This window comes from Flavobacterium sp. 22659, from assembly GCF_052044235.1.
Taxonomy (GTDB): Bacteria; Bacteroidota; Bacteroidia; order Flavobacteriales; family Flavobacteriaceae; genus Flavobacterium; species Flavobacterium johnsoniae.
The window spans coordinates 49082-61650 of record NZ_JBQEMU010000021.1; the positions used below are offsets into that span (position 1 = coordinate 49082).

Below are 12569 nucleotides of genomic sequence, written 5' to 3' on the forward strand. Positions count from 1 at the left end.
CGGCATTTGATCCTTTTACTGTATTTTTTTCTCATACATAAAAAAATATGATAAACGACAAAATACGGCTCCTTTCAGAATACCGTATTTATCAAACTAATTCAAATTAAAAAAACTACAAACTTGCTTTCACTTCACCGCAAGTCAGCATATTTTTGGGATAATAAGGATTTTTAATTTCTTTACTATCACTTGTCCATACAGCACCTGTCATTGGGCAGACCTGCAGGTATAATGCTGCATCAGCTGCTTTGAATTTTGAAGCCGCTTCCCAGTATTTCACAGAAAGTGTTTCAAAAATTTTGCGCTGTTTATTAATATTTTTAGTTGATGCCATTTCAGCTGCTAAATCTGAAATTGCTTTTCTTGTTGTTGTCGCTGCATTCATTTGTTCTAAACTCAGCTTTTTAAATTTGAAGTTCTTTAAAGAATTCCTTAAAGCTTCTGCGTTTTTTACCACCGCTAAACTATCTGAAGTAATTAAACTGTTTTTTAAAGCCAGATAATTTTTAGTAATTTCCTTTTTCTGCTCTTCTCTTTTTTGAACCAATTCTGGCGCTACTTCTTCTTTTGATGTTAGTTGGGCCTGAGTCAGACCGCTTAAGAAGAGGAATATGATCACTAATACTTTTTTCATATCGTTGTAATTGAGTTTAATTTTGTAACTATTTTGTCCATTTCGATCAAGATTGCTTCGTAATGATCTTTACTTAAACCTGATGTGCCGTTCATTAACTTAACAACATCATCTCTTAATTTTACTAAGTGCTGTTTCGCGTACAATCTCACATCGCTGCGCTGCGCTGCATTGGCTGCTTTTCCAGGCTCTAATTCTTTTGGCAGTAAAAGCATGCCTAACTTTTCGACATAAGCGCGCTGCAAACTTCTTCTGTAAAAATCTTGTTTTTCGTCACCGCTGAATTTTACCCAAACCGTCTGCTCCAGATCATTTAAAAACTCCGGTACGGTGTAAGCTCCTTCAAACTGTATGGCTTTCAAGCTAATGTTGTAAAGCATTCCGGAACTTAAAAGCATATTTAAAACCTGATTCTGCTGATCTGATATTTGGTCTGCCGTTTTCAACGCAATAAGCTGTTCAATTTCCTTTGGATACATCCATAATGGTGCTGTAAACAATTGTCTGCCAACATAATCAACAGCTGCCTTTACTTTTGCTTTTGGAATTGGCTGATATACTGCTCCTTTTTCGTCAACCGTTCTTTTGGTTACATAATTATTGCCAATGTTTTTCAATACATGATACAAATAGCGGCTATATTGCGATACAACTGCTTTATGCATATCTGATAGGTTATCGTAAGCATCGTTTGGCTGATAGGTCCATTCAACCAGATTTGGAACTACTCGTTTTAGGTTTTTAATTCCATAATCGCTTGCCTTTACAGAATCGTCTCCCAAATCCTCTGACTGACTGCGAGGATCTTCGTCTTTTCCTTCTCCTCCAAACCATAATTTAGGATTAGCCGTTAAACTTTCTGTCGTTAATTTAGCAAGGGTCTTTTCTTCTTCAAACTCATCTTCAGCGTTTGGATAATAGGTATAACCCCATTTTACAGCCCATTTATCGTACATTCCTATTCTTGGGTAAATTCCTTTTGGACTAATGTTATCTTCCGGCTGCGCTACATAATTAAAGCGGGCATAATCCATAATAGAAACGGTATGACCATTTTCTTCCACCCATTTTTTATCACGAAGTTTTTCTACAGGAGTCGCACTGCTCGCCCCCATATTATGACGCAGACCAATGGTATGCCCAATTTCGTGCGAAGAAACAAAACGAATTAATTGTCCCATCAATTCATCGTCCAAATGCATTTTTCTGGCTCTTACATCTAATGGTCCAGCCTGAATCATGTACCATCTTTGGACTAATTTCATCACATTATGATACCATCCAACATGGCTTTCCATAATTTCTCCGCTTCTCGGATCGCTGATTCTGGGACCATAAGCATTTGGTGTTTCAGAAGCCAGATATCGTACAACAGAATATCTTGCATCTTCCAAACTCATTGCTGGATCATTTTCCGGCCATTCTTTACCTATAATTGCATTTTTAAAACCTGCAGCTTCAAAAGCTTTCTGCCAATCGTTGATTCCTGCAATTAGATATGGACGCCATTTTTTTGGTGTTGCAGGATCAATATAATAAACGATCTGTTTTTTTGGTTCGACCAATTCGCCTCTTAGATACTTTTTGATGTCTTTCTCTTTAGGCTCTAAACGGTAACGCTGTACAATAAATTTTTTCTGTGCGCTTTGTTCATCATCATCAAACAAAACATATTTATTAGCAAAATACCCTACTCTTTCATCAAAAAAACGTTTACGCATTGGCGTTTTTGGAAGCAATACAATTGAAGTATTTAATCGCAATGTAATACTGCCGCTGCTTGCTGTAGAACTTGTATAGGTCTTTGTTGTCTTGACTTCTATATTAATCGGATAGGTATCTATACTTTCAATAAAAGATTTATCATCAGCAAGAGAGGTTAATTTTTTCTCTGTTTTTTCTTTGCCTTCAATAGCAAACATTGCGTTGTCTTTCTTGAAAACATCGGTTACATCGATAACCACATTTCCGTTATCCGGATTAGTTGTTTTGATTGGAAAAGCCGCAACAATTGGATTTTCATTGCTTCCCGCCAATGCTTTTGCCAGCATCGAGTCAGCAGAACGAACGTCTTGCCTGTACTGTAATGATCTTAAAAAAACAGTATTATTTGCCCCTTTTTCAAAATAAATAGTCTGCTCGTTGGCCTTCTCCCCTCCAAAAATTCCCATTCCTTCCGGAGTCGAAAGATAACGGGTTACTACCAGCATATAACGATTAAACAAACTGTCTGGAATTTGAAAATAGTATTTCGTATCGACCTGACTTACCATAAAAAGACCCGACTTGTTTTTGGCTTTATCTGTGATCACTTTATTGTAAGCCTGCATTCCTTTTGGCTGCGTGCTGGTGCTGTCGGCTTTTTTTTCCGGAGTTTGAGCAAAACCATGCTGTCCAAAAGACAGCATGATCAGCATTATAAATAATTTCTTCATCTAAATTAAAATGGAAGTTTTTCGTCTGTGTTTAGGGTCAATTTCGGGTTTTTCTGCAAAGCAGATAATGGAAACGGAATAATATACAATCGAGAGTTGGGCTGTAATGTATATGTTTTTTGAGGAACAGTTTTGTTTACCAATGGAAATACTCTTGTAACGGTTTTGGCAAACTCAGTTTCTGTATTTAATCTCTTTAAATCAAAGAAACGGTTAAAACCAAAAAGCAGTTCTTTTCTTCTTTCATTGATTACCAAATCCATTGTTTCTTTTCTTGTAGCCGGAACCGTTAAATTTACAGTACCCGAAAGAATACGTTTTGCTCTTAAGGTATTTAAGACTCCAACTGCTTCATTAAGTTTATTGTCTCTTGCATAGCATTCTGCAAGAATTAAATACACTTCAGTTGTTTTCATACCCACTGTAGGATAGAAAAATCGTGTGTACTGCGTGCCCCAATACGCTGTGCCTGAACCTTGGTCGAGATTGGTTGTACTGGTTGAATTGAAAAATAAATTGAAACGCGCGTCATTTGTTCCAAATAAAGTTCTTAATTCCGGGCTGATGATATAAAGCTGTCCGAAATTCATTTCGTTATACCCTGTCATGTACATATAACTCAATACTTCAATATTATTTGCAGCCGGAACAGCTGCTGCAGTTGGGCCTCCCTGTTTATTGTAAGCTACCATATCAAATATTTGATTATTATAGCTTAATGATTTTTCAGCTGCTGCCTGAGCCTGTGCAATTTCACGTTTAAACAAATGAACTTTGGCTTTAAACGCATAAGCAAATGCTAAAGAAGGATGATAAACATCAACAGGTTTTTCCTGAAGATAAGGTAACGCATCTTCGATATCTCTTTGAATAAAATCATAAACCTGTGCCACAGTAGATTTTGAAGGCTGTGTTTCAAGGTCAAATTTTTCCATGATACAGATTCCGCCGTCTGCAGCTGCAGTCTGCGGATCGTAACCTTTTGCATAAGTGTTTACCAATAAAAAGTGATCATAAGCTCTGTAAATCTTAGCTTCAGCTTTTGCTAATCTTTTGATATTTTCATCTCCTTTGCTATTATCTACTAGTGAAATAATAGTGTTCCATCGGTTGATGTAACTGTAAGCCTGATTATAAAAACTAGAACCAGTTATTAACGAAACTCTATCTACACTTTCATCAAATGTAAAATTAATAATATCAATGTTTGGAGTTCTTCCTATCACATTGGCTTCTCTCATCCATTGATCGTCTGATAAGTATTGAAAGTTGTTAATAGGATAACCACGTCCAGGCAGAGATACTAATTCAAGAAATTGCTGCGGAGTTTCGATAACTAAAGCGCCTTTGGGTGTGATTTCCGTGTAATCTTCGCATGATGAAATCGTTAACATCATACAAGACAGTACTGTTATATATATCTGTTTCATTTTTTAAAGAGTAAGATTAAATCCAAATAAATATGTTTTTGGCAATGGTAAATTGCGTGTGCCAGAATTTACAGTGTAAACTTCTGGATCTATACGATTTCCGGCAGCACTCCAATACCAAATATTATTCATCTGGAAAGTAAATTTTGCCGATGTTATACTCATTCGATTTGCAAAAGCTTTAGGCAGACTATAACCAAAAGAAATGTTTCTCAATTTAATATAATCACCATCTACAACATTTGCAGTTGAATTTCTCCATTGACTGCTTATAGTTCCTGCATAATTTCTAACACTTTCGTCGAAATCTACATACAAACGAGTATTTCCGTTTGGATTTGCATCTGTATAACGATCTGTAATACCAGAAAGATTTACAGCATCAGAACTCATGTCAATCGTTTCTTTACGCATTACATTTCCGCCAGAGAAAACAAATAAGAAGTTTAAATCGAATTGTTTATAAGAAAAACGTTGTGATAATGAACCTGTATAAGTTGGCATTAAAGTTCCCACATTTACTAAAGCATCTGGATTGGTAATCGATTTGATACTTGTTGAAATGGGATTTCCATTTGCATCAAAAGTAATAGATGGATTGCCGTTTTCATCTAAAACATACGGATAGCCATTTACCGTTCCTCCATATTGGTAAGCATACATACTATTGAAGAAATCATTTTCTACAAAGAAATTAGTTGGTGAAGAAACATATGACGCAGCTGTAGTTTGTGCTCTTGTTACTTTTTTAACAGTTGTTTCGTTAAAGGCAAAAACTAAATTTGAATTAATGCGGAAATTACCATTATTATACCATTCAGAACCAACTGTAAATTCTACACCTTTGTTTAAAAGTGCTCCAGCATTAATTCTTCTTGATAAAGCTCCAACTGTAGGATCAAGATCTGTAGTGGCTAATAAATCAGTGCTGTATTTGTGATACAAATCGATAGAACCGTTTAATTTAGCACGGAATAAGCTATAGTCAATACCAACATTGGTACTTTGAGTTTTTTCCCATCTCAACATTGGGTTTGGCTGTGCCGTGATGTTTGTATATTGCAACGACTGATATAAATTATCGTTTCTTCTCGTAGCCGTTATATAAGGTGTTGTGCTTTGATCTACGTTTCCATTAATTCCGTAAGTAGATCTTAATTTCAACATAGTTACCCATTTAACTTCTTTCATGAAATTTTCATTGCTGACATTCCATCCTAAACCTGCAGACCACAAAGGGCGGTTTTTGTACTTTGGATCAACTCCAAATAAATCGGCTTTATCAATACGGTAACTTCCTGTAATGTTATATTTAGATAAATAAGTATAACTCGCAGTACTGAAAATTGAAAAATAACGGTGTAAAATTTCCTGCTGTGTTCTTCCTAAAGCTGACAACGTTCTATTGTTTCCGAAGATATAACTAGGAACTCCTGTCTGACTCAATGCAAGATTGTTCAATACAGCAGAACTAAGTGTCACTGGATCATAACCATAACGTACCTGTTCGATTGATCTTGGAAGAAAAGTTTCGCGCATTTCTGTACCAACCAAGGCATTAACAGAATGTTTTCCATCTGCAAATTCTTGATTAAAATCTAACTGATTTCTAAAAGAATAATTGCTCGCCTGAGAACTTGACTGCTTATATCGTCCTCCTGTAGAGAAACCTTCAACGTACGTATATGCATTTGTGGTTGGATTATATCCTGTTAATGCATTAATAGCATAACGCATTCTATACGAATTAATATCGTAGTACTGTTCCCTGTCATTTTTTCTTACCTCATATTGAAATTGGGTATTATAACTTAAACCTTTCCACAATTTAGCTTTAATATTAGCGAAAGTTCTTAAGCTCAATGAATTTTGTTCTTCAAGACCTTCTTTAAGAGCATCTAAAACATTAAAATTCGTCGATTTAAAACCACTCAAACCCGCCAGTTTTTCGACCATAGCTGGATTAAGAGCACCGCTAGAAGTAAAACCATCTTTAACTGATGAAAATGAAGACTGAACTAAATTTCCGTTATCGTCTGTAATACGCTCGTATCGTTTTTGAATATCATAATTGCCAAGATCGTATTCTGTAACATCCTCATTACTATAAGTTCCATTTACTCCAAAAGTAGCGTTTAACCAGTTATTTACCTGAAAACTACTTTTTGCGTAAAGGTTAAAATTGCGTCCGCTATTGTACTTTATACGACCTTTTGATTGGTCATAATTAAGCGATACATAAGTATTCTGCTTACTTGTACTTCCAGAAAAGGCAACATTATAACGCTGTCTTAATTCATTTTGCCAAACATTATCACGATAATCTTTATTGTAATCGTTTTTTCTCCACTGTGCAAGAGTGCTGTTATAAGCAGCATTGTCAATTTTTCCTTCTTCTAAATTTCTATTTAATTGATAAAGAGGACTGTAATATTTCGGACTACTGTTTCCAATGTCTCCATAACTGCTAAACATTGTTGCAGTGTCTGCAAATCTGGCTCTTTCTCTATTGTAAACTGCCTGTTCAAAATCGATCATATCGCTTGTTGAGGCATAATTCATATCTCTCAAATTTGGTTTATCTGAAATAAAGAAATCTGAGTTTATCGTTACTTTTAATTTACCATTTCCTTTTTTGGTAGTTAAAACGATAATTCCGTTTGCCGCTCTTGAACCATAAATAGAAGCTGCAGCCGCATCTTTTAGAACGTCTACACTTTCAATATCATATGGATTTATCTCATCTAAAGTTAACTCAGTTGGTAAACCATCAATTACTACAAGCGGGCTGTAACCAACTTGATCTGAAGAAAATGTACCAATTCCTCTTAAAATAGGCTGATCTGAACCAAGTCCGCTTGGATTTTTTTGAAACATCAAACCCGCAACACGTCCTTCAATCGCGCTTGATAAATTAGAGTTGATGTTTTCGTTTAATGTTTTTTCATCAATTTTAGAAATTGCACCCGTAAAATTACTTCTTGCAATAGTCTGATAACCTGTAACTACCACTTCTTTCATTGCAGCCACTTTGTCTTCAACTATAACGGTTAGCGTATTTCTGCCATTTATTGCGATAGACTTTGTTTCTATTGTTAATCCGGAAAGCTCTAAAATTCCATTGGAGGGTACATTATCAAATGTAAAACTTCCGTCAAAATCAGTAATACTGGTTTTGTTTGTTCCTGATAACGTTACTGTTACACCCGGAAAAGATTCGTTCTTATTATTGGTAACTTTTCCGCTTACGCGGATTAGGTCGTTTCCCAAGCTTTCTGTCTTATCTTTTGAAGCGGTTACTACAATTGTCTGATTGGCAAGATTGTACTTCAAATTTTGACTGCTGAAAATTCGGTTTAAAGTTTCCTTTAAAGATGAATTCTTTACATTAATCGTAACAGGTTTAGCATCTTTAAGCAGTTTTTGAGTATAAAAAACTTCATAATTGGCCTGTTTCGCCACTTCTTTCAAAACTGTTTCAAGAGAAGCATCTTTAAAATTGATGGTAACATTTTGTGCTTGTGCTGAATAACTGAAAAACAGCATTATAAACACGGTTAAATAGGTAGAAAAATTAAATCTGGGAATCTTTTTTCCAAGATTTTTGTAAGGTTTTTTTGGTTGTAAATTTAATTTCATACATTTACATTGGTTATAGTTAAACAATAGGTGGACAACTTATACCGGCTATACACTTTTATAACAACCAGAAGCATCGCAACTGTTTCTGGTTTTTTAGTTTATAGTCACAGTATATTCAGGTAAACTTAAAATCAGGGATCTACAATTACTGTTTTTCCTTCAACCTTAAATTTTATATTACTAAGCTCAAGTACTTTTAATACTTCAGACAAATTTTTATTTCTAAATGTACCTCCGTTAAAACGAACATCAGAGACATTCCCACGGTATTCTACTTTTATTCCGTACCAGCGTTCCAACTGTCGCATTACATTTTTCAAATCGGCATTGTCAAATTTGAAACGGCCGTTTTTCCAGGCAACCGCTTCTTCCGGATCTACTTCTTTTACTTTAATTTTAGAAAAATTATCAGATACATCAGACTGCTGTCCAGGTTTCAAAATCGCTTTTTGATTTTTATAAGTAACAGCTACGCTTCCTTCTAATAAAGTAGTTTTAACAACCGATTCATTATTATACGAATGAACATTAAAATGTGTTCCCAATACTTCAATTGACTGGTTATTTGATTTTACAATAAAAGGTTTGTTTTTGTTTTTGGCTACTTCAAAATAAGCTTCACCTTCTAACTCAACAACTCTTTTATCTCCGTTGAATTGTGTTGGATATTTAATAGAAGAAACCGCATTTAGATATACTTTGGTACCATCCGCTAAAATAATATTATACTGTCCTCCTATTGGTGTTGAAAGAGTGTTGAATGAATTATCATCTTTACCTCCGTCTGTATTTGGATTTATAATATAGGTAACTTCTCCATTTGCGTTCATCTTGATTGTTACTTCATTTTCTTCTCCTTCTTGCGCAATAGTATCTTTTGCCGTAATTTCAGAAAGTACAATTTGTTTTCCGTTCGAAAGTGTCAATACACCTTTAGTACCTCCCGGAGCAATTTCCTGTGGTTTTGCGGCAACCTGAACGTTTTCTTCTTTTGGCTGTGTAAAATAAAATATTCCTGTACCTATTAGTACAGCAATTGAAGCCGCAACAGCTATTCGAGGCCAAAGACGAACTACTTTAGTTTCTTCTTGCAGCGGTAATTTCGATTTTAGAAGTTTGTAACTATCTTCCAGCTCGTATTCATTAAGCTGTAAATTGCTGTTTGACGCTTTTTTCAAATACCACGCATCAAGTTTATCCTGATCTTCATCAGATAAAGTTTTTTCTTGATATTTTTTAAGCAATTCTGAGATTTGGGTTTTATTCATAATTACTACACGAAATTTTTGTCTTGTTTAATAGTAAGACAGTTAGAAAGAGATTTTGTCATAGACAATGACAAAAAAAAATTAAAAAATTATTACTATATCTTTAAGAAATGGATAGAAATATTAGCTTTCTGTTTAATAACGAATGAGTTACAAAACCGAAAATCATTCAAAAAAATTAACAAAAAACATAAATATAATTCACCAAACAAAAAGATTCATCATAGATTTCAGCTTTTCTCGAAGAATTTTAAGAGAATTATACACTTGCTGTTTCGCTGTTTTATCCGTAATATTCAATTGAAGCGCAATTTCATCATACGAAAGCTCTTCTACTTTTCTCAACAGAAAAACTTCACGCATTTTTTCAGGCAGCATTGCAATTTCTTTAGCAATTATAGCTTCTAATTCTTTTTCTCGCAGATTCGAATCCGCAAAAACATAATCTTCTTCTATAAAGTTTGAAATTGAATCAGCATAACGCGAAACCACTTTTTCATGAGCAATGTGGTTGAGTACTCTGTTTTTTACAGATTTGTATAAATAAGAAGAAAGGGAACCTGTAATGTTTAATTCATAACGTTTGTTCCAGATTGAGAGAAAAACTTCCTGAACTACATCATTTGCTTCATCCTGATTTTCAAGAATTTTATACGCATGATTAATTAAAAGTTTAGAATATCGCTCGAAAATCTCTGTATACGCTGACTGATTATCTTCCTTAAGAAGATTCAATAAGAAATCATCAGTATATTCGTTATAAACAGACATTAAATTGAAGGGGTGCTAATCAAAAAGGCAATATTAAACATTTTTTATGTTAAAAGCTAAAAGAGGCACCTGCGATTTTTTATGCAATCAGTAGCTTAAATTATCTGGTTTTTATTATTCGGATTCACTAGTTTTGTTAGTAGCGTAAAAAAATTAAAGTTTACGTAGTATCTGCTATCTACCCGAAATAAGACAGAATTCTTTTCCTGAATAATAAAAAGCAAAAAATGAAATTTAAAACGAAATTAATTGTCTTTGTATCTGTATTGGTTCAACTTTCTGCAGTGCTGTCTGCACAATCAAAAAAACAATCGGTCACAATCACTTCCCCAGATAAAAAACTTGTAGTTCAAATTGAACAAACCACTGCAAACACAATTGAATACACTTTTCGGGCTGAAGGTCATCTATTGATACAAAAATCTAGGCTTGGATTAGAAGCAGCAAACAATATTCGTTGGAATAAAGTGAGCACTTCATCGGTAAAAAGTGTTTGGAAGCCTATTTGGGGGAAAAGAAAAAATGTGCCTGATCATTACAATCAAACCATAATAGATCTTACTTCCTATCAAATAAAAGTAAGAGTGTACAATGATGGAATGGCTTTCAGATATGAAGGTTTAACGTCGGAGAAAGAATTGACAGAATTTAACTTTGCAGATAACTATTCTGCTTGGTACTATAATGGCGAGCAGCACAATATTGGTCCTGAAAAACTGCACGAAGCAGCTGATACCCGAAAACCGGTCATGGTTGTTAAAGCAGCTGAAAATAGTTACATGGCAGTGCACGAGGCCAATCTTGAAAGCGGTGAACCCCTACTTTTACAGCCGCATAAAGGAACGAATCTCTTCTCAGTGCCTTCTAAAAATGCAAAGGCATGGAGAGTTGTGATGCATGGAAGAACTCCGGGAGAATTAATTGATTCTCATCTGATTGAATTACTTAATCCTGAACCTGTAAAGAATGTAGATTTCTCATGGGTAAAACCGGGTGTCGCTGTGTGGGATTGGCGCATTGATGGCGCAGCAGTTGATGGATTCAAATATGAGATGTCATTGGAATCTTGGAAACGCATGGTCGATCTGGCATCTGCCAACGGAATGAAATCGCTGGTCTTGGATGCCAACTGGTACGGTGAAGAATTCAGCAAAGAATCAGATCCTTTAAAAGGAGGTAAAGTACAGCAGGTACATCATATCATTGCTTATGGAAAAGAGAAAAATATAGGAATCTGGCTGTATCTTAATGATGTTGGAGGAAAAAATTATCCTCTAGAAAAAACATTAAAGCAATATGGTGACTGGGGAGCTTCTGGTGTAAAATATGGTTTTATGCAGGGCAGTACAGAGGAGAAAAACGCGCATACACAGCATATAACCAAACTTTGTGCTGAAAACCATTTAATGGTCGATTTTCATGATGATCCAGTTCATCCCTACGGTCAGATGAGAACATGGCCAAACGCGGTTACCCGTGAGTTTTGCCAAGCACAATTGGATGCGCGCAGAGTTTTTCAACCCAAGACATTTGTTACCTCTGTATTTGTCAATATGGTGGCAGGACCTCTTGATATGAACAACGGGACCTTTGATATGGAGCAAAAAGGACGAGTTGACAATCCAATGCCGGTACCTTCTACCCTTACAGCGGAAGCAGCCCGCACCCTGATCACATTTTCTGGCGCAACCATCATTCCTGATATTCCTGAGAACTATAATAAATATCCGGAATTATTACAGTTTATCAGTGCTCAAAAACAGCCTTGGCAGGAAAGTAAAACAATCAGTGGTCAAATTGGAGAATATATTGTTATGGCACGTCAGAATGCAGAAGGATATTGGCTGATAGCTGCAGCGACAAATGAAGAAAGCCGTCAGATTCACATTCCGCTTACAGTATTAGAAAAAGGCACTTACAAAGCGGTCATTGTTCAAGACGGAGACGATGCCGATTTCAGAACCAATAAAGTAAGCCATAAAACCATTTCTAAAGAAGTGAACCGCAACGACCTTATTCCTATTAAACTTGCTCCAGGAGGAGGAGCTTGTATTTTATTACAAAAAGAAAAATAGTTGATTTTAAGGATAAGACTATCGAAGTTTTTTTTTCAAGGGATTAAGTTTTGACACCGTTTTATTTACTAAAAACGATAGTGCTTTACTGGCTGATTCTACGGACAAAAATCAAATTAATACACTAAAATCCGCTTAAATTATCTTCAGCAGGAGATTCTTTTTTTATATTGACTTTCAAATCTTTTTAAAATACTTATACCAAAATCTAGATATACCGGCTTTTCTCTATAGCAGAATTCTTTTTCAGAAATAAACTCACCGTTGTTTAAAAAAGTTTCAACTAGAAATAACAGCTCTGTTTTCTTTTC

The 12569-nt window shown here is 35.2% G+C and carries 7 protein-coding genes; 1 reads left to right on the top strand and 6 read right to left on the bottom strand.

Features of this window, described 5'->3' with window-relative positions; genetic code table 11:
- Positions 1 to 115: 115 nt before the first annotated feature.
- From ACTJIW_RS18740 to ACTJIW_RS18765, 6 genes are all read right to left on the bottom strand, one after another.
- Complete coding sequence (locus tag ACTJIW_RS18740) at positions 116 to 637, bottom strand: DUF3347 domain-containing protein (protein WP_440716267.1); 522 nt, start codon at positions 635 to 637, stop codon at positions 116 to 118.
- Positions 634 to 3072: a zinc-dependent metalloprotease gene (locus tag ACTJIW_RS18745; RefSeq protein ID WP_440716266.1), complete on the bottom strand. Its 2439-nt coding sequence runs from the start codon at positions 3070 to 3072 to the stop codon at positions 634 to 636. Before ACTJIW_RS18745 ends, ACTJIW_RS18740 begins: the two co-directional genes overlap by 4 nt.
- 5 nt (positions 3073 to 3077) lie before the next feature.
- Positions 3078 to 4502: a RagB/SusD family nutrient uptake outer membrane protein gene (locus tag ACTJIW_RS18750; protein WP_121361083.1), complete on the bottom strand. Its 1425-nt coding sequence runs from the start codon at positions 4500 to 4502 to the stop codon at positions 3078 to 3080.
- Positions 4503 to 4505: 3 nt separating this feature from the next.
- Positions 4506 to 8048: a SusC/RagA family TonB-linked outer membrane protein gene (locus tag ACTJIW_RS18755; protein WP_440716265.1), complete on the bottom strand. Its 3543-nt coding sequence runs from the start codon at positions 8046 to 8048 to the stop codon at positions 4506 to 4508.
- 227 nt (positions 8049 to 8275) lie between these two features.
- Positions 8276 to 9412, bottom strand: a complete 1137-nt coding sequence (locus ACTJIW_RS18760) for a FecR family protein (protein WP_440716264.1) — start codon at positions 9410 to 9412, stop codon at positions 8276 to 8278.
- A 201-nt stretch (positions 9413 to 9613) separates the two neighbouring features.
- Positions 9614 to 10183: an RNA polymerase sigma factor gene (locus tag ACTJIW_RS18765; protein ID WP_440716263.1), complete on the bottom strand. Its 570-nt coding sequence runs from the start codon at positions 10181 to 10183 to the stop codon at positions 9614 to 9616.
- Between the two features lie 227 nt (positions 10184 to 10410).
- Here ACTJIW_RS18765 and ACTJIW_RS18770 point away from each other — a divergent pair, with 227 nt between their 5' ends.
- The gene (locus tag ACTJIW_RS18770; RefSeq protein ID WP_440716262.1) at positions 10411 to 12258 is read left to right on the top strand and encodes a glycoside hydrolase family 97 catalytic domain-containing protein; all 1848 of its coding nucleotides are present in this window, start codon (positions 10411 to 10413) and stop codon (positions 12256 to 12258) included.
- Positions 12259 to 12569: the final 311 nt, after the last annotated feature.

Bases quoted from the DNA above. Each gene is read 5' to 3' on its own strand.
- ACTJIW_RS18740 (WP_440716267.1), bottom strand. From the start codon at position 637: ATGAAAAAAGTATTAGTGATCATATTCCTCTTCTTAAGCGGTCTGACT.
- ACTJIW_RS18745 (WP_440716266.1), bottom strand. From the start codon at position 3,072: ATGAAGAAATTATTTATAATGCTGATCATGCTGTCTTTTGGACAGCAT.
- ACTJIW_RS18750 (WP_121361083.1), bottom strand. From the start codon at position 4,502: ATGAAACAGATATATATAACAGTACTGTCTTGTATGATGTTAACGATT.
- ACTJIW_RS18755 (WP_440716265.1), bottom strand. From the start codon at position 8,048: ATGCTGTTTTTCAGTTATTCAGCACAAGCACAAAATGTTACCATCAAT.
- ACTJIW_RS18760 (WP_440716264.1), bottom strand. From the start codon at position 9,412: ATGAATAAAACCCAAATCTCAGAATTGCTTAAAAAATATCAAGAAAAA.
- ACTJIW_RS18765 (WP_440716263.1), bottom strand. From the start codon at position 10,183: ATGTCTGTTTATAACGAATATACTGATGATTTCTTATTGAATCTTCTT.
- ACTJIW_RS18770 (WP_440716262.1), top strand. From the start codon at position 10,411: ATGAAATTTAAAACGAAATTAATTGTCTTTGTATCTGTATTGGTTCAA.